Genomic DNA, 25,624 nt, shown 5'->3' with positions numbered 1-25,624 from the left:
TACAGCCGTGGCGATCTCCCGTCCTACACCGGACCCGATTCCGACCCAGTTCGACGGCCTGACGGCGCAGGAGACCTCGTACGCCCGGCTGGTGCTGCGGCGGTTCCTCCGGAACCGCATGGCCGTCGCCGGGGCGACGATCCTCCTCATCCTGATCCTCATCTCCGCCTTCGCGCCGGTCATCACCCAGGCCACCCTCGGCTGGGGACGCGACGAAATCGACATCCAGTACATCCGGGCAGCGCCCTCCGCCCGCCACCCGCTCGGCACCGACAGCGCCGGTCGAGACAACCTCACCCGCCTGCTGTACGGCGGCCGGGTGTCGCTGTCGATCGCCTTGGGATCCGTCATCGTGTACATGGTCCTGGGCATCGTCATCGGCTCGGTCGCGGGCTACTTCGGCGGCTGGATCGACAACGTGCTCATGCGGCTGGTGGACGTGATCCAGTCCTTCCCGTTCCTGATGTTCGCCCTGACCATCGTCGCGATCCGAGGCCCGTCGGTTTCCAATCTGGTGTTCGCGATCGTCTTCCTTAGCTGGCCAGTGCCGGCCCGCCTCGTGCGGGGAGAGTTCCTCTCCCTGCGGGAGAGGGATTTCATCGAAGCGGCCCGGGCCGCGGGAGTCGGCACGTTCCGCATGATCGTGCGCCACCTCCTGCCCAACGCCATGGCGCCGCTGATCGTGAACGCCACCCTGGAAGTCGCGGGGATCATCCTCGCGGAGGCGGGGCTCAGCTACCTGGGGTTCGGCGTGAACCAGCCAGTCCCCACGTGGGGGAACATGCTGAGTGAGGCAAACAACATGGCCGTGCTGCAGACCAGACCGTGGACGTGGATCCCGCCGGGCCTGATGATCTTCCTGACGGTGCTTTCCATCAACTTCATCGGGGACGGGCTGCGCGATGCGCTCGACCCGCGCCTGAAACAGTAGCGGACAGAGGGGGATACCTGTGAGGAGACGCAAGATCCTGATCTGGGCAGCAGCGGCGCTGCTGGCCGTGCTGGTGGCCGGCTGCGGCAAGTACGCGGACCAGACCGGCCCCAACCGGACGGACCCCAGCCCGTCCAGCTCGGCAGGCTCGGCAGGCGGAAACCAGCCGGCCACCGGCGGCGGGGGCGACGGAGGAGGCGATGCCGTGGGCAACGCCGCAGGCGGTGCCGCAGGCGATGGCGCAGGCCCTGGCGGGGGTGGGGGCGCGGAGCCCGCCGGGAAGGTGCAGCTCGGGCCGCTGGCGGTGGGCGAATCGGCGCAGGTCGGTCCGCTCACCGTTACCATGCACCGGGCAGAGACTGTGGACCAGGCCCCGGCGCCCGGATACACCTACCTGCTGATCGAGGTTACGGTGGAGAACGGCGGCAGCGCCCCGTATACGGTGAACCCCACCGAGCAGCACAAGGTCCAGACGCCGGAGGAGAAGAACGCCCCGTACAATCTGCAGGCCACAGCCCTGCGCACACCCAAGTTCCAGGGGACCCTGAGGCAGGGAGAGTCGGGATCCGGCTGGTTGGGCTTCCTCGCGAAGAAGCTGGAGGGCACGTATACGTATACCTTCACACACCCCGAGTACGGCGAGGCCACCTGGGAGTTCACCCTGCAGTGAACCCGGGTGCGTCGGTGCTGGCGCTCTCGCGCATCGGCGGCATGGCGCCGGCAGGTGTCCATGAGGTTGACGGCGTCCGGACGTGCCCCGCCAAGTACCGTATCGCATGAGCGCCCGGACAGGCAAAAGTGGAGGGCCGCCCAGCCCTCCACTTCTTCTGTGCCGCCGTCCGCAGGCAGCCGGCCTACCGTCCCTGCTGCAGCCGCTGCAGCACCTCCGCGTTGATCTCCTTCCCCTTGGCGATGCGCGCCCGGATGGCGGGGTCCAGGTACTGCTTCCGCAGGCGGATCGACTTCGGGGTGATCTCCACCAGCTCGTCGTCCGCGATCTGCTCCAGCGCCTCCTCCAGGGTCAGCTTCCGGGGCGGGTCCAGCAGCAGCTTCTCGTCGGCCCCCGCCGCCCGGATGTTGGTGAGGTGCTTGGTCTTGCAGACGTTGACGTCCATATCCTGGCCGCGGCTGTTCTCGCCCACCACCATGCCCACGTAGACCTCGGTGCCCGGCTCGATGAACAGCGTGCCCCGCTCCTGGATCTGGTACAGGGCGTACTGGGTGGCGGTGCCGGTCTCCGAGGCCACCAGCGAGCCCCGCTGGCGGGTGGGGATCTCGCCCCGGTAGGGCCCGTAGCCGTGGAACATGTGGTGCATGACGCCGTAACCCCGGGTCATGGTCAGGAACTCCGAGCGGAAGCCCACCAGGCCGCGGGCCGGGATGATGAACTCCAGCCGCACGTTGCCGTTGCCGTGGTTGACCATGTTAGTCATCTCGGCCTTGCGGATGCCCAGGGCCTCCATCACCGCGCCCATGTACTCCTCGGGCACGTCGATGATGAGCTCCTCCAGCGGCTCCAACCGGTTGCCGGCCTCGTCGTACCGGTAGATGACCTTGGGCTTGGAGACCGCCAGCTCGTACCCTTCCCGGCGCATGGTTTCGATGAGGATGGACAGGTGCAACTCGCCGCGGCCCGAAACGATGAAGACGTCCGGCGAATCGGTCTCCTCCACTCGCAGGGCGACGTTCCGCTCCAGCTCCTTGAAGAGCCGTGCCCGCAGGTGGCGGGAGGTGACGTACTTGCCCTCCTGCCCGGCAAACGGCGAGTCGTTGGTGCGGAAGGTCATCTGCAGGGTCGGCTCGTCGACCTTGATCGGCGGCAGAGGCTGCGGGTTCTCCGGATCGGTGATGGTCTCGCCGATGTTCACGTCCTCCAGGCCGGTCATGGCGATGATGTCGCCGACCGTGGCCACCTCCACCGGCACCCGCTTCAGGCCGTGGAAGCCGAAGAGCTGGGCCGCCCGGAACTTCGCCACGGAGCCGTCCAGTTTGGCCACGGCTACCTGCTGGCCGGCCCGCACGGTGCCCTGCCGCACCCGGGCGATGGCCACGCGGCCCACGTACTCGTCGTAATCCAGCGACGTCACCATGGCCTGCAGCGGCGCATCCGGGTCGCCCTCCGGGCAGGGGATGCGCTCCAGGATGGTGTCGAAGATCGGCTGGAGGTCCTTCCCCTCCTCCTCCAGCCGGTAGGTTGCGACGCCCTTGCGGGCGGAGGCGTACAGCACCGGGTAGTCCAGCTGGTCCTCGTCGGCGCCCAGCTCGATGAACAGGTCGAGGACTTCGTCCTCCACCTCGGCGATCCGCCGGTCGGGCCGGTCGATCTTGTTGATCACCACCACCGGCTTCAGGCCGGCCTCCATGGCCTTGCGCAGCACGAACTTGGTCTGCGCCATCGGCCCCTCGGCCGCGTCCACGATCAGCAGGCAGCCGTCGACCATCGTCATGATCCGTTCCACCTCGCCGGAGAAGTCGGCGTGTCCCGGCGTGTCGACGATGTTGATCCGAACCCCTTTATACGTGATCCCCGTGTTCTTCGAAAGGATGGTGATGCCCCGCTCCCGCTCCAGGTCGAACGAGTCCATGACCCGCTCGGCGACCTGCTCGTTGGCCCGGAAGGTGCCGGACTGGCGGAGCAGGCCGTCCACCAGCGTGGTCTTGCCGTGGTCGACGTGGGCGATGATCGCCACGTTGCGCAGGTCGGTCCGCTTCATGTCTGTAATCGCTCCTCAGGCGAAGTGTGCCCACGAAATGGGGAGTTCACGGCGTGAACTCCAACTCTCGTATTATACGAGCGATACCATAAAAAGTAAAGTCCCGGAGTGGCATTGCCCTCCGACCCGCCGTAATGATGGTCCAGACTCGGCGGGAGGAGCGAAACCGATGGGCCGGACGATATGGCGGACACCCCCCTGGCACATCCGCCGGACCGGCTTTCCCGAGGCCTGGCGGCTCCTTCGGCTGCGCAGGCGGCGCCGCGGCCCGGTGGAGATCGGCCTGCTGGACAGCGGCGTGGACCTGACCCACCCCTACCTGCGGGACCTGCTCGGACCGGGAATCAACCTGCTCTCTCCCGGCGACCTGCCCCACGACGATCACGGCCACGGGACCCATGTGGCCGGCATCCTGGCGGTGGCGTCGGGAGCGGTAGGCGGGCAGCGGCCGGTCTGGCCGCCGCCCCTGCGCATCCGGCCGGTCAAGATCTTCGACCGGCAAGGCTACGGCCGCATCCGGGACATCATCGCGGGGCTGCAGTGGTGCCGCGCGCAGGGCTGCGAGATCGTCAACCTCAGCTTCGGCACCGACCGGCGCGCCAGCGAGGAACTGGCGGAGGCCATCCGCGCGCTGGAGAAGGCCGGCATCCTGCTGGTAGGCGCGGCCGGCAACGACGGCCGGGGCGGGGCGGTGGACACGCCGGGGAAGTACCCCGAGGTGCTGGCTGTGGCGGCCATCAACCGGCGCGACCGGCTCGCCCGCTTCTCCAGCCGCGGGCCCGAGGTCGACCTGGTGGCCCCGGGCGCGGGCCTCTTCTCGCTGGCCCCGGGCGGCCGGTTCTGCCGCATGAGCGGCACCTCCATGGCCGCGCCCCACGTGACGGCCGCCGCAGCGATGCTGCTCTCGGTCCGCCCGGGCCTCACCCCCGCGGCCGTGCGGGCGCACCTGAAGCACACCGCCGAATGGCTCCCCCAGATCCACGCCTCTGCGCAGGGCGCCGGCCTGCTGCGGGCAGACCGGCTCCTGCGGGAGGAACCGTGAAGGGGCCGGCGGCGACCACAAAGGCTGGCGCATCATCCTGCGCCAGCCTGCACCTTATCTGTATCTCGGTTATTGCATTCCCCGCTCGACAGCGGCAGACGCAGCCGCTCCTCCCGCCACGGCCGAACGGCGCCTAGATGGGCAGGTAAGCCTGCACCTGCTCGCCCTGCTTCACCAGGTTGTGCACCGAGAGTCCCAGCAGCCGGACCTTCCGCCCCTCCCACTCCACCCGGGCGAAGATCTCCCGGGCGACCCGGCCGATGGTCCGGGCGTCGTTGGTGGGCATGGGCAGGGTCTGGCTCCGGGTGATCTGCAGGAAGTCGCCGCCCTTGGGCCCGCCCTCGACGAAGACGTTCCACTTGATCTTCACGGTCACGGTCCGGGCGTAGAGCCCCTGCCGCCGCAGCTCCTCCGCCAGGTTGTCGGCGTACCGCTCCAGGAGCCGGCTCAGGTATTCCCGGTCCGTCTGGTCCACGGGAAACGTGTTCTCCTCGCCAATGGACTTGGCCTCCCGGTACGGCACCACCGGGCGGGGGTCGATGCCCCGGGCCAGCAGGATCAGCTCGTCGGCCCGCTTGCCGAAGTGCTTGCGCAGTGTGTCCGGGTCGTACGCCAGCAGGTCACCGCAGGTGTAGATTCCCAGCGCGTGCAGGGCCTGCTCGCTGGCAGGCCCGACGCCCCACAGCTTTCGCACCGGCAGCGTGGGCAGGAGCTCCTGCGCCCGCTCCCAGGTGATGACGGTCAGCCCGTCCGGCTTCTGCATGTCGGAGGCCAGCTTGGCCAGGAACTTGCAGTAGGAGACGCCCGCGGACCCGGTGAGGTGCAGCTCGGCCCGGATGGCCTCCTTCAGCTCCCGGGCCACCCTCACCGCGTCCTGCCCGGAAACGTCCAGGAACGCCTCGTCGATGGAGAGCGGCTCGATGACGTCGGTGAACCGGCGCATGATCGCCCGCACCTGGCGGCCCACCGCCGCGTACTTGGCGTGGTTCGGCCGGATGAAGACCGCCTGCGGGCAGAGCCGCAGGGCCTCCCGGGAGGGCATGGCGGAGCGGACGCCGAACCGGCGCGCTTCGTAGGAGCACGTGGAGACGACGCCCCGGGAGTTGGGAGAGCCGCCCACGATCACCGGCTTCCCCCGGAGCCGGGGGTTGTCCCGCTGCTCGATCGAGGCGAAGAATGCGTCCATGTCCAGGTGGATCACCCAGAGGTCCGTCCTCACGACAAGGCCTCCACCAGCGACTTGAAGTGGCGCCCCCGCTCCTCAAAGTTCCGGTACGCGTCGAACGAGGCGCAGGCCGGCGAGAGCAGCACGGTGTCGCCCGGCGCGGCCGCCTCCCGCGCCAGGGCCACCGCCTCGGCCATGTCCGCGGCCCGCCGGATCGGTCCGGCGTAGCCGCCCCTGCGCACCGCCTCCTCGATCTTGGGCGCGGTGGGCCCCATCAGGATCAAGGTTTTCACCTTCTCGGCCACCAGGGGCGCGATCGGGTCGAAGGGGATGCCCTTGTCCGACCCCCCGGCGATGAGGACGATGGGCGCCGGAAGAGTGGTGAGCGCCGCCACCGCCTCGGCGGGCGAGGTGGCCTTGGAGTCGTTGTACCACTTCACGCCGTCCAGCACCCGCACCGGCTCGATGCGGTGCTCGACGCCGGTGAACTGGGTGACGACCTCCCGGACCGCGGAGAGCGGCGCGCCGGCCAGGAAGCAGGCCGCTACGGCCGCCAGGACGTTCTCCTGGTTGTGCAGTCCCGGCAGCCTGATCTCGTCCAGGAACAGGATGGGCGTCTCCCGGCCGCCCCGCCGCCAGATCACCCGGTCCTCCCGGACGAAGGCCGCGTCCCGCCCCCCGGGGTCGGCCCGGCGGCTGAACAGCACCACCCGGCTCCGGGCCTCGGCGGCAAACGCGCGCACGGTCGGGTCGTCGGCGTTGAGCACCAGCCAGTCGGCCGGCGACTGCCGCCGGAAGATCGCCTTCTTGGCCTCCACGTACTCCTCCATGGTGGCGTGTACGTCCAGGTGGTTCGGGCTGACGTTGGTCACCACCGCGATGTGCGGCGAGCGGTGGACCAGCTGCAGCTGGAACGAGGAGAGCTCCAGCACCACCACCGCCTCCGAAGGAATCGCCTCCACCTGCTCGATCAGCGGCTTCCCGATGTTGCCGCCCACGTAGGTCTCCCGCCCCGCGGCCCGCAGGATCTCGCCGATCAGGGTCGTGGTGGTGGTCTTGCCGGCGCTGCCCGTGACACCGATCACGGGCGCCCGGCAGAGGTCCAGCACCAGGCCGATCTCCCCGGAGATCGCCGCCCCCCGCCGCCGGGCCGCCTCGATCTCGGGCAGGTGTTTCGGCATGCCCGGGGTCAGGAAGATGAGGTCGTGATCGGCCAGCGGCTCCAGGTAGCCTTCGCCGGCCACGAGGGGCACCCCCAGACGCGCCAGTTCCGCAGCGCGCTCGCCGAGCTTCTCGGCGGAGGTGCGGTCGCAGGCGGTGACGCGGACGCCCCGCGCCACCAGGTAGCGAATGAGTGCCATGTTGGAGATCCCGATGCCTACCACGGCCGCGCGTTCCTGCAACTTCACTCCGGCCAACCTCCTGCCTACGGTCTGCACACCTCACCCGGCCGCCGGACCCTGCACCTTCCGCCCGGCCTCCGGGGGTGCGCTAGCCCCTGGCGAGCAGCCGGGCGATGCGGTCCAGCCCCTCGTCGATGCGCTCCATCGAGGTCGCATACGAGAAGCGGATGTGGTGGGGCGCACCGAAGCCGGTCCCGGGCACGACGGCCACGTGGGCCTGCTCCAGGATGACCTCCGCCAGGTCATCGGACGAGGTGATCTTGCGCCCGGCGATGGTCTCCCCGAAGAGAGCCGACACGTTGGGGAACAGGTAAAACGCCCCCGCCGGCGCCACCTTCACGGAGAAGCCCGGCAGCCGGTTCAACCGCTCCAGCATGTGCCGGCGCCGGCGGTCGAACTCCTGCCGCATCTGCTCCACCGACTCCTGGCTGCCCCGCAGTGCGGCCACCGCAGCCGCCTGGGAGATCGAGGACGGTCCCGAGGTGGACTGGGACTGCAGGTCTGCCATCGCCTTGGCGTAGATCCGCTCCGAGGCGGTGTATCCCATACGCCAGCCGGTCATGGCGTACGCCTTGGAGAGGCCGTTGACGGTGATGGTCCGCCGCTTGACCTCCTCCCCCAGCGAGGCGATGGACACGTGCTCGGCGCCGTCGTAGAGCAGCTTCTCGTAGATCTCGTCGGTCACGATCATCAGGTCGTGCTCCACCGCCAGGGCCGCGATCTCCTCCAGCTCCCTGCGGGAGAGCACGGCGCCGGTGGGATTGCTCGGGCTGTTCAGGTTGATGACCCGGGTGCGGTTGGTCAGCTTCTCCCGGATCATGTCGGCCGTCAGGCGGAAGCCGGTGGACTCGTCGGTCTCCACCACCACGGGGACGCCCCCGGCCAACCGCACGATCTCCGGGTAGGAGACCCAGTACGGCGCCTGGATGATCACCTCTTCGCCGGGATCCAGCAGCACCTGGTACGCATTGTACAACGACTGCTTGCCGCCGTTGGAGACCACGATCTCCTCCGGGCGGTACTGCAGCCCGTTGTCCCGCTCCAGCTTCTCGCAGATGGCCTTGCGCAGTTCCAGGGTTCCCGCGGCAGGGGTGTACTTGGTCTCTCCCTGTTGGATGGCGGCGATGCCTGCGGCCTTGATCGACTCCGGTGTGTCGAAGTCGGGTTCCCCCACCGAGAAGTTGACGACGTCTATGCCCTCCGCCACCATCTGCTTCGACATGGCGTCGATCGCCATGGTCGGTGACGGCGTGAGTGCGCGGGCTCGGGCGGACAGACGCATGGTGCTCCCTCTCCTCTCGGTTGGGTCTGCTTCCTGGGTATGCATACTCACGAAGCAGTATACACCTTCTCTTTACCGCTGCAAAGCCCTACAGTACGCTATCGTTCTGCATAGAACCGCTCCAGCGCCCGCACGATGGCCTGCGCAGCGGCCTCCTGGAAGGCCGGGTCGACGGTGCGGGGCCCCTCGGCGGGGTTGTTGATGAACGCCAGCTCCACCAGGACGGCCGGCGCCAGGGTGTTGCGGGTGACGAAGAACGTGTCGTCGAAGACGCCGCGGTCCCGGGTGCCCAGGGCGCGAACCAGCTCCTGCTGCACCAGGGAGGCCAGCTCCCGGGACCGCCCGCCGTTCAGCGTCCAGCTGGTGTAGTACACCTCGGTGCCCTGCGAGAGCGTCTCTCCCGAGTTGTGGTGGATGGACAGGAACAGGTCGACCCCCAGATGGTTGGCCAGCATGGTGCGGTACTGCAGGTCCAGCTGATCCCAGGGCTCGCCGTCCACGCTCCTCAGGAACTCGTCGGGCGCGGCCCGCCGGTCGTCGGCGCGGGTCATGTACACCGTCGCGCCCTTCTCCGCCAACAGGGCCCGCAGGCGCAGGGCCACCTGCAGGTTGACCGCCTTCTCCACCACGCCCGTGGCCCGGCTCACCGCGCCGCCGTCATCACCGCCGTGGCCGGGGTCCAGCATGATCACCTTGCCGGCCAGCCCGGAGCCATAGGTGACCAGGTCGTAGCCGCCCTCCCACGGCTTCAGCGCAAAGGGCCGGTTGCTGGGCAGGACCACCCGCACGCCCGTGGCGGTCTCCACCGCCTGCACCCCCGCGGGCGCCTGTGCGGTCCCCAGCACCGCTCCCGGGAACTCCACGATGATCTGGCCGGCCTCGGCCCGGGCCCGGGGCTGGACGGTACCCCTGACGGTAAAGCGCAGGACCCCGTTGTCCCCGACGCCCTCCCGCCGGATCTCCGTGACCGCCGGCCGCAGGGTCACCAGCAGGGTGCCGTCCAGGGCCGATTCCACGGCGACCCTGGGCTCCCCCGTGAGCGTGAGGGTCAGCCCGTCCCGGGTGAGCACCGCCCGGGCCACCCCCATCTGGTTGAGCGGCATCGCCCGCTCGCCGTCCAGGCCGGTGCTGAAGGGCACCCGCAGGGTCCGGCCCTCCAGCCGGGGCGCGCCCAGGCTCCGGCCGGGAGCCGTCACCTCCAGGACGTAGACCCCCGGGGCACCCTGGCGCATGCGCACCGCAAACCCGCGGTCCTCCTCCCCCGGGCCGGCCGCGCCCTCGTCGGCGGCACCGCCCGCATCGACGCCTTCCCTCTCACCGTCATCCGGCGCACCATCCGCAGGCGGCGCCGGCGGCTGCTCCAGGAGGGCCCCCCGGGTCCACCCCACCTGGCCCGAGGAGAGCCGCACCTTCACCCACTGGCCGTCCCGATCCAGGACCTCCAGCGGCTCGCCCGGGGACAGCTCCGCCAGCACCCGCGCCGCGGTCGCGGGGATCAGGTGCAGGGTTGCGCCCCTTGGTCCCACGACGGCGTCCCCGGCCACGATCTCCGCGGCCCCCGGCTGCCGGCCGGCGGGCTGCTGCGCGGCCGGTTTCTCCACGCTCCAGCCGGACTCGGCCACCTGGATGCGCAGGGGGCCGTCCACCACCTGCACCAGTTCGCCGGGCACCCACCCCCACCGGTCCTGAGGCGATGCCACCCGCACCCAGCCGTCCCGGGCGTCCAGCAGCCGCAGCCGCTCGCCGGGCCGCACGGTGTCGGTGCGCCGCGCCTCGCTGTTGGGGCCGGCATAGATGCCCGTCTCCTGCACGACCGAGACCACCTTGGCAGGGTCGGGCACCGGCTCGGAAGGCGGCGGGAACGAGACGTCGGGCACGGTGCCGGGCGGCGCCGCGGGCGGCTGACTCGCCGGCGGCGTCACCGGGGCCGGCGCCTCGCCCGCCCCGGGCTCGACGGGCTGTCCCCCGGGCGGCCCGGCGGCCTGCCGCACGTACTGGGCGAAGACCCACCCCTCCGTGCCGTCGTCGAGCTGGATGCGCCACCATTCGGGGATCATCTCCAGGAGGCGGACGTACTGGCCCTGGTACACACGGGTCAGCACCGGAGCGTCCAGCCCCGGCTCACGCCGCACGTTCAGGATGTCGGTCTCCACGACCGCGTAGCGGAACTCGTCCTCCAGGAGCACCCGGCTGAACCAGGCAGCGACCCAGCCCTCCGCGCCGCTCTGGAGCCTCACCCGGTACCAGTCGCCCTCCCGGCCCAGCACGGTGGCCCACTGATCGTAGCCGAGCCCCCCGATGATGGCGTACTCGGTGCCCGGGCCGGACCGCACGTTGAGGCCGTCCTGGTCAAGGGGGCGCAGGGTGGCAGCCTCGGCGGGGACAGAGGACAGCAATACCCATACGAAAGCGGCGGCGGCGACTCGCTTCAAGGGGCGACACTCCTCAACAGGTTTATATCAAAATAGACGGGACCATATCTGTCAGGTTCCAACCGTTACATGTTTCGACGGCTCCCGCCAAAATCTTTTCCGTCGGGAGCCGTCCATTCGGATTCCATCTGCGGGGCTTCCCCTGGCACCAAAGGGCTACCGGCAGCGCTCGCATGGGCACCAAGGGCTCATTCTGGACTAGACTGTGAAAACCGTCACATGCCCCGGCCGGGCCGGTGTGCGAAGGTAAGAAACCGAAGACGATCCTTCCACAAAGGAGTTGAGGTCCCGTGTTCTGCAACCAGTGCGAGATGACGGCCCACGGCACCGGCTGCACCAAGGTGGGCATCTGCGGCAAGGACGAGAACATCCAGGCCCTGCAGGAAAACCTGATCTACGCCCTGAAGGGCATCGCCGCCTACACCTACCACGCCCGGGAGCTGGGGTACACCGACCCCGAGATCGACGCCTTCTTCGCCGAGGCGCTGTACTCCACCCTCACCAACGTCGACTTCGACCTCAACCACTTCCTGGAGCTCAACATGCGGGCCGGCCAGATGACGCTGCGCGCCATGACCATGCTGAAGAAGGCGCACACCGACCACTTCGGCGAGATGGTGCCCACCCAGGTCCCCACCGGGACCGTCGCCGGACCGGCGGTCGTCGTCACCGGCCACAACCTGAAGGCCCTGTACGAGCTGCTCCGGCAGACCGAGGGCACGGGGATCAACGTGTACACCCACTCGGAGATGCTGCCGGCCCACGGCTACCCCGGCCTGAAGCGGTTCCCCCACCTGGTGGGCAACCTGGGCGCCGCCTGGTGCGACCAGAAGAAGCTCTTCGCCCAGTTCCCGGGCGCGATCGTCGGCACCTCCAACTGCGTCCAGATCCCGCTGGACGCCTACAAGGACCGCATCTTCACCGTGGGTGCAAGCCGGCTGCCCGGCGTGCCGCACGTTGAGAACTGGGACTTCTCGCCGGTCATCGCCAGGGCGCTTTCCCTCCCGCCGTGCGAGGAGAAGCCGGGCGAGGTGACGCTCACCACCGGCTTCGCCGACACCAACATCCTGCCGATGGCGGACAAGATCCTCGCGGGCGTCAAGGCGGGCAAGATCCGGCACTTCTTCGTCGTCGGCGGCTGCGACGCACCCGGCTCCCTGGGCAACTACTACCGGGACTTCGTGCGGATGACCCCGCCCGACACCCTCGTCATCACCCTGGCCTGCGGCAAGTTCCGGTTCAACGACCTGGACCTGGGCACGATCGACGGCATCCCCCGGCTCCTGGACCTCGGCCAGTGCAACGACACCATCAGCGCCATCCGGATCGCGACGGCCCTGGCGGAGGCCTTCGGGTGCGAGGTAAACGACCTGCCGCTCTCCATCGTCCTCTCCTGGATGGAGCAGAAGGCCGTGGCGGTGCTGATGTGCCTGCTGTCGCTGGGGATCCGGGGGATCTACCTGGGGCCGAAGCCGCCCGCCTGGATCACCCCCGACGTGCTCCGGGTGCTGCAGGAGCAGTTCGACCTGCGCCTGACCACCACCCCGGAGGCCGACCTGAAGGCGCTCCTCGGCAGGTAGCCCACAGGCGGAAGGCGCGGAAGCAAAGCAAGCGCGAGAAGGATTCGTCCTTCCCGCGCTTGTCTCGTTTCCCGTCAGGTCTGCCGGCCGCTAGTCGTTGTCCGGATGGCCGTAGTGCTTGGTGATGCTCTCCACGGAGTCGCCCTCGATGACGTAGTGGGCGTTGGGGCTCTTGAGCCGAATGACCCGGTTCTCGTAGTCGAACTCGGTGTCGCCCAGGTGGATCTCGAACTTCTCCCCGCCGGAGGTCGTGATGATGATCTCGCCCCAGCTCTTCAGTTCCTTCTCGACAAACTCCATCTTCACTGCGGCTCAACTCCTTTCCGTTGCTGGCGCCGTGGATGGGCATCTACTACGATCATCATACTACCAATTCCTGAACGGTTCAAGGACAGGCTCTCCCGGCGCAGCCATAGTGTGCCCAATCGGCCGCCATCCACGCGCGGGCGCACCGTCAGCGCGCGCCTTCCATGGCCAGGAGCTGCCGCTTCACCTCCGGCCCGCCCATGCTGTACTGGCCGATGGTCCCGTCGCTCCTGACCACCCGGTGGCAGGGTATGAGCAGTGGCACGGGATTTCGCCGCAGGGCGCCGCCCACCGCGCGGGCGGCCCGGGGCCGGCCCACCGCGGCGGCCAGCTCGCCGTAGGTGCGCACCTCGCCCCGCGGAATGGCCCGACAGGCGGCCAGCACCTCCCGGTCGAAGGGGCTGAGCGGGGACAGGTCCACCGGACCGTCGTACGGCTCACCCTCCAGCCAGCCCTGCAGCATCCGCTCCAGTTCGGCCCGGCGCCCGTCGTTCCGGACGGGGCTTTGCCCGGTCAGGGCGCGGCAGCGGGCCCGGAAGGCCTCCTCTTCGCCCTCCCCGGCGGCAACGCAGGCGATCCCCTGCGCGGTCCAGGCCACGTAGATCGGTCCCAAACGGGTCTCGCAGCACGTGTACTCCATTCGTCTCCCCCTCTGACGTATGTTGAGGCCTGCCGCGCCGGCGCGCCTCAGCCGGACTGCGCCGCCCGCACCCGCTGGATCTCCGCCACCGCCTCCGGGTTCTCCAGGGCGGAGAGGTCCCCTGGGTCCTCACCCAGGTACGCCGCCCGGACGACCCGGCGCATGATCTTGGCGTTGCGGGTCTTGGGCAGGGACCCGACAAAGAGCACCGCCTCGGGCACCAGCGGGCGGCCCATCTCCCGGGCGACCCGCTCCCGCAGCTCGTCCGCCAGGCCGGGACCCGGCGTCACCCCCGGCCGCAGCACGACGAAGCAGACGGGGGCCGTCCCTTTCACCGGGTGGGGCACGCCCACCGTCGCCGCCTCCTGCACCCGGGGGTCGCTGACCAGCACCGACTCGTACTCCGCCGGCCCCACCCGCTTGCCGGCGACGTTGATCGTGTCGTCGGAGCGGCCGTGGATGTACCAGAACCCCTCCGCGTCCACCGACGCCCAGTCCCCGTGGACCCAGAAGCCCTCAAACCGGCGCCAGTAGGTCTCGAGATAACGGTCAGGGTCGCGCCAGAAGCCCCGGGTCATGCCCGGCCAGGGGGCGGTGAGCGCGAGCTCCCCCACCTGTCCCGGCGGCGCGGGCTGCCCCCGCTCGTCCAGCACCGTGGCCGCCATGCCGGGGACCACGGCGTTGAAGGAGCATTCTTTAATTGGACGGATGGGCACGCAGCCCAGGATTCCGCCGGAGATCTCGGTGCCGCCGGAGTAGTTGATCATCGGGCAGCGGCCGCCGCCCACGTGCTCCACGAACCAGCGATACGGCTCCGGGTTCCAGGGCTCGCCCGTGCCGCCCAGCACCCGCAGGCTGGACAGGTCGTGCCGGGCCACCCAGTCCGTGCCCGCCGGCGCCAGGGCGCGGATGACGGTGGGTGACAGCCCCAGGTGAGTGATGCCGTGCCGTTCGACCATGTCCCACAGCCGGTCGGGGGCGGGATGGTCGGGGGCGCCGTCATACAGGAAGACCGTTGCGCCCAGGATGAGCCCCCCGTAGATCAACCACGGCCCCATCATCCAGCCCAGGTCGGTGAACCACATCACCAGGTCGCCGGGCCCCACGTCGAAGCAGTGGGCCATGTCCTGGGCCGCCTTCAGCGGGAAGCCGCCGTGCACGTGCACCGCCCCCTTCGGGCGGCCGGTGGTGCCGGAGGTGTAGATGATCATGCACGGGTCCTCGGGGTCCATGCGCGCCGTCTCGAAGCGGGCCGGCTGCGCCGCGACCTGTTCGTGGTACCAGAGGTCGCGCCCCGGGGTCCAGCCGACGGCGGCGCCGGTGCGCCGCACCACCAGCACGTTCCGGACGGAGGGCGCCTGCGCGGCCGCCTCGTCGGCCACCGCCTTCAGGTTGACCAGCCGGCCGCGCCGGTAGAAGCCGTCCGCGGTGATCAGGAGCTTCGCCTCGCAGTCGGCCAGCCGGCTGGCGGCGGCCGCCGGCGCGAAGCCGGAGAAGATCGGCGTGAAGATGGCGCCCAGGCGGGCCACGGCCATCATGGCCGCCACCGCCTCGGGGATGAGCGGCAGCATGATGCCCACACGATCCCCCTTCGCCACCCCCAGCGCCCGCAGGGCCCCGGCAAGCCGGTTCGACTCTGCCCAGAGCTGCCGGTAGCTCCAGGTGCGGACGGTGCCCTCCTCGCCCTCGTAGATGACGGCGAGCTGGTGGGGCCTGTTGCGCAGGTGCTTGTCCACGGCCTCGTGGGCCAGGTTCATGCGGGCGCCCCGGAACCAGGCCGCCCACGGTGCGCCGGCCGAGAGGTCCAGGATCTGCCTGGGCGGTTCGTACCACTCGATGCCGATGTCCTTCACGGCCTCCCCCCAGAACCAGGCCGGGTCGGCCGCCGCGCGGGCCTGCAGCTCCTCCAGGCTGCCCACGCCACAGGACGCGAGGAACCGGGCGATCCGCGCGCGCGTCCGCCAGGCCTCGTCGGGTCGCCAGACGTACTCCGACATCCGCTCACCTACCTCCCCCAAGTCCTCTGTAAACAATTTTGGCGCTCCGGCGTGAATTCCTACAGAGCGGGGATGGTTCGTGGCGCGGGGCAGGCGAACTCCAGGAACCGGAGGAATTCCGCAGTTGAACCGTCAGCGAACAGGATCATATAATTAATATGCGTTCTTAACCATACATACGGAGTCGATGACATGACGGTGCAGGCGACAACCCCCGCGACCTCCGAGCGCTCGGGCCGGATTCCCCGGGCCGTCCCGGTTCTGGCCTTCCTCTGCGCCGCGCTCGTCGGCCTGTGGTGGCGGCTGCCGCTCCTGGTGGCACCCGTGGCCGACTTCGAACAGGGTCCCGGCGGAACCGAGGCTTACGTCACCGTGGCCACTCAGATTCGGGAGCAGTCCGCGTCCTTCTGGACGGGCGGCGACGTGCACCTGCGCCTGAGCGAGGCCGAGGTGAGCGGCATGCTCTCCTCTGCCCTGCTGAGCGGCGGCTCGCCCGACGGTCCGCTGGCTCGGGTGCGCGGCGGGGTGGACGACGGGGTCCTGCTGGTGGAGGCGGTGGTGGCGCCGCCAGCCGACCGGGTTCCGGCGCGGCTCGCCGGTCCCGTCGGGCTCCGGCTGCGGCTGGCGCCCGAGGTGGACGAGACCGGGGTGATCCAGTTCCGGATCACCGGGGCCCACGTCGGGAAGATCCCCGTGTCGCCCCACCTGATCCGGCTGGCGGGCTGGCTCCTCCAACCCCGGTGGCAGGGGTACGACGCCCGCGAGGCCGCCTTCATCCTGCCGGTCAGCGACATGATCTCCCAGGCCCTGGGTCGGCGCATCGAGATCCGGTCGTTCACGGCCGGGCAGGGGCAGCTCAGCCTGACCATCGCCATGCCCGAGTACTGAGGCCCGGAGCGGGTTATCCCCGCTCCGGGCCTAGTTCAACAGCCCCCGGCGCATGGCCTCCGCTACCGCCTGGGTGCGGTTCTGCACCCCCATCTTGTCGAACAGCAGGTTCATGTGCCGGCGGACGGTGCGCTCGCTGAGGTAGAGCCGGTTGCCGATCTCCGCGTAGGACGCCCCCTCGGCCAGCATCCGGAGCATGGCGATCTCCTCCTCCCGGAGCGTCTCCTCCCCCCGGCCCGCCAGCTTGCCGGCCAGCGACGGGTGGATGACCACCCCGCCCTGGGCGGCGGTGCGCACCGCGGAGGCGATCTCGGCGAACGAGGCGGTCTTGGGGATGTACCCGCTGGCGCCCATCGCCAGGGCGGAGCGGACCAGGGCCGCGTCGGCGTAAGTGGAAAGCACCAGAACCGCCGGCGGGTCACTGCCCTGCAGGATCTGCCGGGCGGCGTCGAGCCCGCTGCCGTCGGCCAGCTTCAGGTCCAGCAGGACGACGTCCGGCCGCAGCCGGGCCGCCAGCGCCACCGCCTCGGCCACCGCGGCGGCCTCTCCCACCACTTCCATGTCCGCATCGCTCTCGATCAGCTGCCGGAGCCCCTCCCGCACCACGGTCTGGTCCTCCACCAGCAGAATCCGCCGCTTCACGGCGTCCACCTCCCGCTGCCTGCCCGCTGAGGCGCGCGTGCGCCTGTCATGCGAATCGCTGTAGAATAGCGTTGAACAGCATCATATTAACACAAGGAGGAAAGCCAGACCATGCGCTGGTCCGACGTTCCGGTGGAGAACAAGGCGCAGATCGCCTGGGGTGCGCTGGTGGTCGTCTACCTGCTCGGGGCCCAGCGGCCCGAGCTCATCCGGCCGCCGGTGGTGGCCGTCTTCCTGCTGTCGGCCGCCGCCGCCTTCCTGGAACTCTGGCTGCGCAGCCGGGGCTGGCCGCACCTCCTCTGGTACGACTGCATCGTCTGGTCCGCGCTGCTGACCGGGATGGTGGTGGTCACCGGCGGGCGGGGCTCCGAGGTCTGGGCCGCCTACATCCTCATGTCGCTCACGGCGCCGGTGGTGCTCCGGCGGGTGGCGCCGTACATCCTGCTGGGGGTCAACGTCACCGCCTACGGGCTGATCTACCTCCTCTACAACCCCTTTGGGGCCCCGCTGGACTGGGGCCTGCTCTTCCTGCGCATCGGGACCATCTTCCTGGTGGCCTACGTGGTCGACCGCTCCACCGCCCGGGAGCGGCAGTCCCACGCGCGGGCGGTGGCGCTGGCCCGCAGCCGGGTCAGCGAGCTGGTCCAGGCCCGGGACGCCGAGCGGCGGCGCATCGCCCACGACATCCACGACTGGCTGGGCACCGGAATCATCGCGCCGCTCCGGCGACTGGAGATCGCCGCCCGCCAGTCCGACGTGGAGAGCTGCCGGCGGCACGTGGAAGAGGCCGCCGACTCGCTCCGGCGGGCCCACGCCGAGCTCAGGCGGCTGATGGAGAACCTGCACCCCCACCTCCTGGAGCAGATGGGGCTGGCGGAGGCGCTGCGGGCGTACCTCACCGACTGGGGCGAGGAGCACGGCGTGGCCGTGCACTACCACCTCACGCCCGGCCCCGAGCCGCCGGCGGACGCGGCGCTGGCGCTGTACCGCATCCAGCAGGAGGCGCTCAACAACTGCGCCAAGCACGCCGACGCCAGCCAGGTCTGGGTGACGCTGGAGCTGGGCGCGGACCGGGTGCGGCTGACGCTGCGGGACGACGGACACGGCCGGCCCGGCCGCCCGGGCCGGGGCATCACGGGGATGCAGGAGCGCGCCGCCGCCTTCGGCGGCACGGTGACGGTCCACGGTCAGCCGGGCCGGGGCACGACCGTCACCGCCGAACTGCCGCTCAGGGCGGCTGCAGCAGCGGCTCCAGCGCCGACAGAACCGTTCTGACCACGATGGCGTACCCCTGCGCGGTGGGATGGATGCCGTCGCGCTGGTTCAGGTAGGGCGACCCCGCCACCCCCTCCAGGAAGAAGGGGATGAGGGGGACGCCGAACTCGGCCGCCAGGTCCGGGTAGACCTGCGCGAAGGCCGCCTCATACTCGGGGCCGTGGTTGGGCGGCGCCCGCATGCCCGCCAGCAGCACGGCGACCCCCTCCTCCTGCAGCCGTGCGATGATGCCGGCCAGATTCTCCCGCACCTCCGCCACCGGACGCGCCTGCATGCCGTCGTTGGCGCCCAGCTCCAGGATGACCACGGCCGGCCGGTGCTCCAGCACCTGGTCGACCCGGCTGAGGCCGCCGGCCGTCAGCTCCCCGGAGACGCCGGCGTTGACCACCCGGTACCGGTAGCCCCGCTCGTCCAGCAGCGCCTGCAGCTGGCTGGGGTAGTTCCGGTCCGGGTCCACTCCCAGCCCCGCGGTGAGGCTGTCGCCGAAGGCGACGATGACGGGCCAGCCGCTGCGGTCGACCCGCGGGTCCGGCGTGAGCACCTCCGGCAGGGCCGCGCGCGCCAGCTCGACCGCCGGCGCCTGCAGCGCCGACTGCTGCTTCGGCGAGGGCCGGCCGGCCCGCCACAGCGCGACCGCGGCGATCGCGGCCACGGCCAGTGCGACGACGAGAACGCGGCGCACGCGCCTCCCCCCTTGCACAGGTTCGTCCTGTTAGGGTGTCCATGAGGGAATCGCGCCCCGCACGGCGAATATCGGATCAGGCGGTGATGGCGGTGTTCACCTTCACGCCCCAGGCGGCGCAGAAGCTGAAGCAGATCATCCAGGAGCGCGGCGGCAACCTGGCGCTCTCCATCGCTGCGGATCCCGAGGTGACCGGCGGTGCATGGCGGCTCACGCTGGTGCCGCGCCGGCCCTCGACGGCGGTGGTGAGCGGCGTGCCGGTGGAGGCCGATGCGGAGGCGCTGCGGCTGCTGGACGGCACGATCATCGACTGGGTGATGACGCCCGACGGACCGGGGCTGGGCATCTATGACCAGAACCTCGTGGACAACGACCCCCGGCGGCGCGGCAGGTTCTGACACGGACCTGCGGTTGACATACGCGGCAATGGGCTCGTATAATGGATGAGTCATGGGCGCCCGTAGCTCAGCAGGATAGAGCAGCAGTTTCCTAAACTGTTGGTCGGGGGTTCGAGTCCCTCCGGGCGCGCCAGGGAAAATTTGCAAGGCTCCAGGGCCGCAGGGAATGATCCCTGACGGCCCTGGAGCCGTTTTTACCCTATGGAAGGACGTGGTGGAGCCGAACCGGCGCTGCGCCGGATGCCGGGCGGTCAGACGATGTACTCCGGGTCCTCCCGGCCCGTGGCCAGTTGCCCGATCAGCCGGTCCAGCTGCTTGTCGTCCACCAGCGCCCCGATCAAGGCCGTCGCGATCGCCTGGTCCTGCGCCCCGCGCGTGACGGCGGCGGCCCCCAGCCGGAAACCCTCACGCTGTCCGGCGAGGAAGGCGAGGACGCCGATGGCGCGGGCGAAGTTCCAGTGCAGGTTGGAAGCCGCGTCGATGGCCCGGCGCCATTCTTCGTTGAGCGGGCCGCTCTCCTCCGTGCGCTCCCTCAGCTCGTCCAGGGTGCGGTACACTTCGTCGTACTCCTTGCCGAAGTGCTGTTCCGCCTGCCAGAAAGCCGCCTGGAGCTGCGCCGCTTCGATGCTGGTGAGGCGGCGGTGAGGTACGCGGTTTTCCAGATCCAGCGTGGGAACGCCGACCTCGTACAGAGGCTCCTCATAACTCTGCAACTCCGGCGGGCGCAGGCCGGCGACTTGCTCACGCGTGAGCGCGTTGATCATCGGGCGACCTCCTTCGTGGCTTCAGATGCGGGTGGCCGGCGGGTGCCGCAGGGTACGGCCTGCGGCACCCCGCCTTCCAGCGACTAGCACTTGCTGCCGGTGGGGGGCGGTGGCGGCCCGCCGCTACCACCGTTGCAGGCCATGGCCCTATCCGCACCCAGGGCAGAGGCTAGCCCCATCACGAGGATGAGCACTGCCGCGACCACGAGAGACCGCCGCTTCACGAGCCATGTCACCTCCTCTCTGGCCCCGGTTTGGCAGCAGGGGCGCGAGCACTTCCCATCGCTGCCGGACCGCAAACCTTGCGGCGGAGAGGATGAAGGCGGTGGCCTCCCGTCGCGCCCCCAGGGCCCGCAGGGCCCGGGACACGAGGAGGGCAACTGCCGCCGCGTCTGCGAAGTCAAAGGACCGCCTGCCGGAAGCCGTCAGCGCCCGACGGCCGCTGCTGACCGCCAGCTCGTGGTCCCCTTCCGCCATGTGGATCGCTGTCATGGCAGAATCGTACAGGTAGGAGCGGCTCTCCGGGAACTCGCTGCGGTCGGCCAGGCAGGCGCGGGCCCGCTGGGGCCGGCCGATGCGCGCCAGGTTGAAGGCCAGCATCGACGAGGCAACGGCGACCTGCTCCGTGAGCCCGCACCGGGCGAAGCCCTGCACCGCCCGCCGGTACCAGGCGATGGCCTCCTGGAAGCGACCGCGCTGGTAACAGGCGATCCCCATGGCCTGCTGCACCCAGGGCGTGTACTGCTCCACCCCGGACGCCCCCCGGGCGAGGGCGAGGTAGACCGTCGCGAAGCGATGCGCCAGCTGCCCGCGCCCCATGTCCGCCGCGATGGTCGCGGCCTTGGCGTAGCCCCAGAGGTGAAGCACGCTGCCCCGGGGCGCCAGCGCGACGACTCGCCGCGCGTGGTGCAGGGCCTCGGCCCACCGGCCTTCCTGCTGCAACACATGGGCCAGCTCCGCGTGAACGTGGACGTCCTCGAACAGCGCCTCCACCTCCTTTCCCACAGCCACGCCTCCGCCGGTCCCACTGGGCCGCGCGGAGGCCCGGCACTCGGGATTCCAGGCACCGGGCGGGTCGGTGGGCACCGCTCCGTTAGGCGTTCACCTGAATAATCCCGACCGACAAATTGGTAGATTTAGATTTCTATATACAAATCCTAACTCCTCCTCCTAATCGTTGTAAAGACCCAAGCTGAGGGACATGCCCGCGTTTCACCCTCCCCACGCCCCGAAGGGCTGCACCACCTGCATGGCGTCGGTGTCCACGACGCGGCAGTCCGGCATGCGGATCCGCGCCCAGTCGGCCGGATCGACCCGGTCCTGCCCACGGAGCCGGATCAGGACGAGCGACAGCACGATGCCGTGGGAGACCACGATGATGTCCCGCCCCCGGGCGGCCTCCACCAGCGCCGTGACCGCGTGGTCGAAGCGGCCAACGCCGCGCGGACGGTCTCCCACCCCTGCGCCGCCGGCTGGCTCGGAAACCGGAACAGCCTCACGACGACCCCTGCATGGTTCGGCACGACGGAACCCTTGTGCCGCTCGCCCAGGGCGCTGACGGCCTCCGGCGGTGGAAGCCGGTTCCGCCGGGCGAGGCACTCCGCCGTTCTGACGGCCTTCAGCTCCGTGCTGCTCACGATCCGGCAGGCCGAGGCCCAGTGCGGAAGGCCGGCCAGCCGTTCAAGCGCCGGCCAGCCTTCCGGGTCGAGATCCCACTGGGAAGGGTGCCGGGCTTCGGTTGACCGGACGCACCCGTGACCCGATCTGTAGACGTGTTGCCTAGGAAGCCTTGCGGACATGCTGCGCCACGTTCTTGGTGCCGCTGTACCCGCCGACGGCGGCCAGGGCGATGACCACTCCCGCCCCGACGGCGGTGCCCCACTGGGCCGTATCGAACCCCACCGCCAGCCAGCCGAATCCCTGGCCGAGCACGACGGCGGCCACGGGCGCGGCCACCTGGCGGCGGGCCTCGAACCACGGGATGCGCCGGAGCAGGGCCACCAGGGCCGCCGTGATGGCGGCGTAGGTGAGCACCCGCGACAAGATGGCCTCGGGCAGGAGCGAGGCCAGCGCCTGGAAGAGCAGCTGGAGCTCGTTCATGCAGTCCCCTCCCCCTTGAAGCGGCGAAGCCCGCCATCGGGGCTGCGACGGCGGGCTCGGATTGGTCACGTCACATCAGGCCCGGACCAGGTCGAGATTGGGCCGGCGGGCCCTGCCGCGCCTACACGCTGATCGCGCCCGCCCGGAAGTCGCTGCCGCCCATCTTCACGTTGATCACGGTCAGCCGGTCCGCTGCCAGCGCCTGCCGGAGGGCAGGCCCGATCTCCTCCGGCCGCTCCACCCAGATGCCGTGTCCGCCCAGGGCCTCGGCCACCCGCTCGTAGCGGGTGTAGCTGAGAGCCGTGGCCGGTGCGCGTTCGCTGCCGAACATCTCCACCTGGCCGCGGCGGATCTGGGTCCAGCCGGCATCGTTGCCCACCACCACAACGAAGGGCAGGTTCTGCCGCACCGCCGCCTCCACCTCCATCAGGTTGAGCCCTGCGGTGCCGTCGCCGAGCAGGAGGACGACGGGCACGTCCGGGTGCGCCAGCCGCGCGGCCATGGCGAACCCCATGCCGATCCCGAGCGTGCCCAGCGGCCCGGGGTCCATCCAGCCCGCCGGGTAGCGGCGCACCCGCACCACGTTGGCCGCGGTCGCCACGAAGTCGCCGCCGTCCCCGATGAGGATCGCGTCCTCCGGCAGGGCCCGGTCGATCTCGGCGCACAGCCGCAGGGGATTGACGGGCATGGCCTCGCTGGTGAGGTCCGGCTGCATCCGGGCCAGCCGCTTCTCCTCCTCCGCCTCCAGCCGTTCCAGCCACGCCCGGCGCGCGGGCCGGCCGGCGCCCAGGTCGCCCAAGGCCAGCAGCTGCATCATCACCGTGCCGCTGTCCCCGGGAATGGCCACCGCCGCGTCCCGGTTGCGGCCGGGTTCTGCCGGGTCCAGGTCCACCTGGATCAGCCTGCACTGTTCGTTCCACACGGGAGAGCCGCCGTAACCCAGGCGGAAATCGAGGGGCGTGCCGAAGACCAGGGCGACGTCGGCCTCCGCCAGGGCAGCCTTGCGGGAACGCGCCCAGCGGGGAGGCAACAGGCCCCGGGCCATGCCCGAGACATAGACCGGCGCGCCCACCTTTTCGGCGAACTCCCGGGCCGCCTGCCAGTGCGGGGACCAGCGCACCTGGCTGCCGATCAGGACCACCGGCCGCTCCGCCGCGCGCAGCAGCTCCGCCGCCGCCGCCACGCGGCTTTCGTCCCCCGGCATGGCCGGCCGCCCGGGGTAGGGGGCCGGCAGGCGGGAGCCGCCGTCCTCCCACGGCGCAAACAGCAGGTCCAGCGGCATCTCCAGGTAGACCGGCCCCGGCACGCCCGACATGGCCGTCCGGAAGGCCCAGGAGACGATCTCCGGGATGCGCGCCGGATCGGAGATGGAGACCTGCCCCTTGGTGATGGGGCGGATGACGGAGAGCACGTCCATCTCCTGGAGCGCGCCCTTGCCCGCCAGGCTGCGGGGCCCCTGCCCGCCGATCACCACCATCGGCGACTGGGCGCGGTAGGCGTTGGCGATGCCGGTCACCGCGTTGGTGACCCCCGGGCCGGCCGTCAGGATGGCGACGCCGGGACGGCCGGTCAGGCGGGACCAGGCGTCGGCGGCGAACGCCGCCGTCTGCTCGTGCCGCACGTCCACCACCCGGATCCCTTCATCCAGGCAGCCGTCGTAGATGGACATCACGTGGCCGCCGCAGAGGGTGAAGACGACCTCCACGCCCTCGTTGCGCAGCGCCCGGGCGACCAGCTTCCCCGCATGCGCAAAGCTCATCTCCCGCTCCCCTTTCAAACTTCTTGCATGAGTGACTATTCTTCACCTGTTGCGCCGTTCCTGTCCGCACCCTGCCAGGCGTACCAATATTCGCCGGAGGCCGCGAGGTATGGGACGCGGGCGCCGCACGCACACTTTGGGCAGCCTTGCGAAGTCTCGCCAAGGGAGGGGCATGAAGATGCACCGCACGCCGACCCGCAGGAGGGCGCTTCTCCTGGCCGCGGTCCTGATGGGCGCGGCTCTGGCCCTGCCCGCCGGAACGGCCCGGGCACGGGTGACGGAGCGCAACGACGCCGCGCCGGTGAGCGCCTCGCTGCAGCCCACCCTGCGTCCGATTTACTCCGCCAGGACCGAGGACAAGGTGGTCGCCCTCACCTTCGACATCTCGTGGGGAAACCAGATGGCTCCCAAGGTGCTGGAGGTACTGCGTAACGAGAAGGTGCCCGCGACCTTCTTCCTCTCGGGCCCCTGGGCGAAGAATCACGCGGAGCTGGTGAAACAGATCCAGGCGGACGGCCACGAGATCGAGTCCCACGGCCACGCGCACGTCGACCTCAACACGCTGGGCCGCGAGGGCGCTGCCCGGAACATCGCCGCCGCCCACGCGATCCTGAAGGAGCTGACGGGCCGGGACCCCACCTACATCCGGCCGCCCAACGGCGCGTTCAACGAGGCCTCGGTGCAGGCGGCGAAGGACCTGGGCTACGCGACGGTCATCTGGTCCGTGGATTCGCTGGACTGGAAGAACCCGGGGGTGGACCGCATCGTGAACCGCACCGTCCGGCTGGCCCACCCCGGCGCCATCATCCTGATGCACGCCAGCGACTCCTGCAAGCAGACCGACCAGGCGCTGCCGGCCATCATCCGCTCGCTGCGGGAACAGGGCTACCGATTTCTCCTGCTGGACGACCTGATCCGCACCTACGGCGTGGACATGAACGGGCACATCCGGGTGCTGCGCTAGGCCCGGGCGGGCCCGCGCAACCGCGCGCGGACGGGGCCCGTCTAACGGAGAGACGGCGGCTCCACCCCCACGTTGACGGAATGAGGCGGCCGCTGGTAAATTGGTGTTCGTGACGCGGCTCCGCCGCGCCGACACCGCCAACCCGGGAGGGTTCCTGGTGTTCAACTGGAGCGCTGCTCTGAAGGTGATGGCCATCTCGGCCATCCCGTTCCTGGAACTGCGCTTCGGCATCCCCGTGGGTATCGTCAGCGGACTGGATCCGGCGGTTGCCGTCGCGCTCGGCGTCCTGGGCAACGTGCTCCAGGTGCCGCTGATCATCTTCATCATGTACATGCTCCGGCGCATCGCCCAGCTGGTGCCGTGGGCGGCCCGCATCCTGGCGCGCATCGACCGCGCGGCGGAGCGGCATGAGGCGAAGGTGCGGCGCTACGGCTGGCTCGGTCTGGCGCTGCTGATCGGGATCCCGATCCCCGGCACCGGCCTGTGGACCGGCGCGGCCGTGGCCAACCTGATGCGGATGCCGCTCATGCTGACGGCGCTGTCCATGGCCGCAGGGGTGGCGATTGCCGGCGTGCTGGTCGGGGCGGTGACGACGGGCGCCATCGCGGTCATCGATCTGTTCTGAGCGCACATAGCCAGGGAGGGGGCCTGATCAGCCCC

The 25,624-nt window shown here is 70.2% G+C and carries 24 protein-coding genes and 1 tRNA gene; 10 read left to right on the top strand and 15 right to left on the bottom strand.

Annotated elements, in window-relative coordinates:
- The first annotated feature begins 7 nt into the window (after positions 1–7).
- Both opp4C and STH_RS16970 read left to right on the top strand, forming a co-directional pair.
- Complete coding sequence (gene opp4C, locus STH_RS05300) at positions 8–931, top strand: oligopeptide ABC transporter permease (protein WP_011195168.1); 924 nt, start codon at positions 8–10, stop codon at positions 929–931.
- Positions 932–950: 19 nt separating this feature from the next.
- Entirely contained in the window at positions 951–1,601 is a 651-nt protein-coding gene (locus tag STH_RS16970; protein WP_011195167.1) for a DUF4352 domain-containing protein, read from the top strand.
- Between the two features lie 184 nt (positions 1,602–1,785).
- Here STH_RS16970 and typA read toward each other — a convergent pair whose 3' ends face one another.
- Positions 1,786–3,645, bottom strand: coding sequence for a translational GTPase TypA (typA, locus tag STH_RS05290; RefSeq protein WP_011195166.1), 1,860 nt, complete (start codon positions 3,643–3,645; stop codon positions 1,786–1,788).
- Between the two features lie 169 nt (positions 3,646–3,814).
- On the opposite strand from typA, the gene STH_RS05285 reads away from it, so the two are divergent.
- Positions 3,815–4,687: a S8 family serine peptidase gene (locus tag STH_RS05285; protein ID WP_011195165.1), complete on the top strand. Its 873-nt coding sequence runs from the start codon at positions 3,815–3,817 to the stop codon at positions 4,685–4,687.
- 133 nt (positions 4,688–4,820) lie between these two features.
- On the opposite strand, the gene dinB is transcribed toward STH_RS05285, so the two are convergent.
- The 4 genes from dinB to STH_RS16965 all read right to left on the bottom strand — a co-directional run bounded on the left by dinB (position 4,821) and on the right by STH_RS16965 (position 10,969).
- Positions 4,821–5,906, bottom strand: coding sequence for a DNA polymerase IV (gene dinB, locus STH_RS05280; protein ID WP_011195164.1), 1,086 nt, complete (start codon positions 5,904–5,906; stop codon positions 4,821–4,823).
- Positions 5,903–7,261, bottom strand: a complete 1,359-nt coding sequence (murD, locus tag STH_RS05275; protein WP_242654577.1) for a UDP-N-acetylmuramoyl-L-alanine--D-glutamate ligase — start codon at positions 7,259–7,261, stop codon at positions 5,903–5,905. Before murD ends, dinB begins: the two co-directional genes overlap by 4 nt.
- 82 nt (positions 7,262–7,343) lie before the next feature.
- Positions 7,344–8,537: a pyridoxal phosphate-dependent aminotransferase gene (locus tag STH_RS05270; protein WP_011195162.1), complete on the bottom strand. Its 1,194-nt coding sequence runs from the start codon at positions 8,535–8,537 to the stop codon at positions 7,344–7,346.
- 98 nt (positions 8,538–8,635) lie between these two features.
- Positions 8,636–10,969 carry an N-acetylmuramoyl-L-alanine amidase gene (locus tag STH_RS16965; RefSeq protein WP_011195161.1) on the bottom strand — a complete coding sequence of 778 codons (2,334 nt, stop codon included), beginning with the start codon at positions 10,967–10,969 and terminating at the stop codon, positions 8,636–8,638.
- A 290-nt stretch (positions 10,970–11,259) separates the two neighbouring features.
- On the opposite strand from STH_RS16965, the gene hcp reads away from it, so the two are divergent.
- Complete coding sequence (hcp, locus tag STH_RS05260) at positions 11,260–12,549, top strand: hydroxylamine reductase (RefSeq protein ID WP_011195160.1); 1,290 nt, start codon at positions 11,260–11,262, stop codon at positions 12,547–12,549.
- A 90-nt stretch (positions 12,550–12,639) separates the two neighbouring features.
- Here the strand turns inward: hcp and STH_RS05255 are convergent, their stop codons facing one another.
- From STH_RS05255 to STH_RS05245, 3 genes are all read right to left on the bottom strand, one after another.
- On the bottom strand, positions 12,640–12,849 hold the full coding sequence (locus STH_RS05255) for a hypothetical protein (RefSeq protein WP_242654600.1): 210 nt from the start codon (positions 12,847–12,849) through the stop codon (positions 12,640–12,642).
- A 154-nt stretch (positions 12,850–13,003) separates the two neighbouring features.
- On the bottom strand, positions 13,004–13,495 hold the full coding sequence (locus STH_RS05250) for a methylated-DNA--[protein]-cysteine S-methyltransferase (RefSeq protein WP_011195158.1): 492 nt from the start codon (positions 13,493–13,495) through the stop codon (positions 13,004–13,006).
- 47 nt (positions 13,496–13,542) lie between these two features.
- A complete protein-coding gene (locus STH_RS05245) occupies positions 13,543–15,492 on the bottom strand; it encodes an AMP-binding protein (RefSeq protein ID WP_011195157.1) in 1,950 nt (649 codons plus the stop codon).
- Between the two features lie 192 nt (positions 15,493–15,684).
- On the opposite strand from STH_RS05245, the gene STH_RS05240 reads away from it, so the two are divergent.
- Positions 15,685–16,380: a hypothetical protein gene (locus STH_RS05240; protein ID WP_011195156.1), complete on the top strand. Its 696-nt coding sequence runs from the start codon at positions 15,685–15,687 to the stop codon at positions 16,378–16,380.
- Positions 16,381–16,410: 30 nt separating this feature from the next.
- On the opposite strand, the gene STH_RS05235 is transcribed toward STH_RS05240, so the two are convergent.
- Positions 16,411–17,022 (bottom strand): response regulator transcription factor, encoded by a 612-nt coding sequence (locus STH_RS05235; RefSeq protein WP_043713506.1) that lies wholly within the window; start codon positions 17,020–17,022, stop codon positions 16,411–16,413.
- 111 nt (positions 17,023–17,133) lie between these two features.
- Between STH_RS05235 and STH_RS16960 the strand changes: the two genes are divergently transcribed.
- On the top strand, positions 17,134–18,297 hold the full coding sequence (locus STH_RS16960) for a sensor histidine kinase (protein WP_011195154.1): 1,164 nt from the start codon (positions 17,134–17,136) through the stop codon (positions 18,295–18,297).
- Here STH_RS16960 and STH_RS05225 read toward each other — a convergent pair.
- On the bottom strand, positions 18,251–18,979 hold the full coding sequence (locus STH_RS05225; RefSeq protein WP_011195153.1) for an arylesterase: 729 nt from the start codon (positions 18,977–18,979) through the stop codon (positions 18,251–18,253). The two genes, STH_RS16960 and STH_RS05225, sit on opposite strands and share 47 nt — an antisense overlap.
- Before the next feature lie 92 nt (positions 18,980–19,071).
- On the opposite strand from STH_RS05225, the gene STH_RS05220 reads away from it, so the two are divergent.
- Positions 19,072–19,377, top strand: coding sequence for a hypothetical protein (locus STH_RS05220; RefSeq protein ID WP_043713503.1), 306 nt, complete (start codon positions 19,072–19,074; stop codon positions 19,375–19,377).
- 56 nt (positions 19,378–19,433) lie between these two features.
- Positions 19,434–19,510 (top strand) — tRNA-Arg (locus tag STH_RS05215).
- 118 nt (positions 19,511–19,628) lie between these two features.
- Here STH_RS05215 and STH_RS05210 read toward each other — a convergent pair.
- The 5 genes from STH_RS05210 to STH_RS05190 form a co-directional block, all read right to left on the bottom strand.
- Positions 19,629–20,141 carry a hypothetical protein gene (locus tag STH_RS05210; RefSeq protein WP_011195151.1) on the bottom strand — a complete coding sequence of 171 codons (513 nt, stop codon included), beginning with the start codon at positions 20,139–20,141 and terminating at the stop codon, positions 19,629–19,631.
- A 147-nt stretch (positions 20,142–20,288) separates the two neighbouring features.
- Positions 20,289–21,146, bottom strand: a complete 858-nt coding sequence (locus STH_RS05205; protein ID WP_011195150.1) for a tetratricopeptide repeat protein — start codon at positions 21,144–21,146, stop codon at positions 20,289–20,291.
- Positions 21,147–21,353: 207 nt separating this feature from the next.
- On the bottom strand, positions 21,354–21,599 hold the full coding sequence (locus STH_RS18690) for a histidine phosphatase family protein (protein ID WP_043713501.1): 246 nt from the start codon (positions 21,597–21,599) through the stop codon (positions 21,354–21,356).
- A 321-nt stretch (positions 21,600–21,920) separates the two neighbouring features.
- Positions 21,921–22,241 carry a hypothetical protein gene (locus STH_RS05195; protein ID WP_011195147.1) on the bottom strand — a complete coding sequence of 107 codons (321 nt, stop codon included), beginning with the start codon at positions 22,239–22,241 and terminating at the stop codon, positions 21,921–21,923.
- Between the two features lie 121 nt (positions 22,242–22,362).
- Positions 22,363–24,000: a thiamine pyrophosphate-binding protein gene (locus STH_RS05190; RefSeq protein WP_043713499.1), complete on the bottom strand. Its 1,638-nt coding sequence runs from the start codon at positions 23,998–24,000 to the stop codon at positions 22,363–22,365.
- A gap of 178 nt (positions 24,001–24,178) precedes the next feature.
- Here STH_RS05190 and pdaB point away from each other — a divergent pair, with 178 nt between their 5' ends.
- Complete coding sequence (gene pdaB, locus STH_RS05185; protein ID WP_148205491.1) at positions 24,179–24,964, top strand: polysaccharide deacetylase family sporulation protein PdaB; 786 nt, start codon at positions 24,179–24,181, stop codon at positions 24,962–24,964.
- Between the two features lie 157 nt (positions 24,965–25,121).
- Positions 25,122–25,589 carry a COG2426 family protein gene (locus STH_RS05180; protein WP_148205490.1) on the top strand — a complete coding sequence of 156 codons (468 nt, stop codon included), beginning with the start codon at positions 25,122–25,124 and terminating at the stop codon, positions 25,587–25,589.
- The last annotated feature ends 35 nt before the right edge of the window (positions 25,590–25,624 follow it).

The sequence above is a fragment of the Symbiobacterium thermophilum IAM 14863 genome, from assembly GCF_000009905.1.
In the GTDB taxonomy this organism is placed as follows: domain Bacteria; phylum Bacillota; class Sulfobacillia; order Symbiobacteriales; family Symbiobacteriaceae; genus Symbiobacterium; species Symbiobacterium thermophilum.
This window is presented reverse-complemented; position numbering and strand designations above follow the sequence as displayed.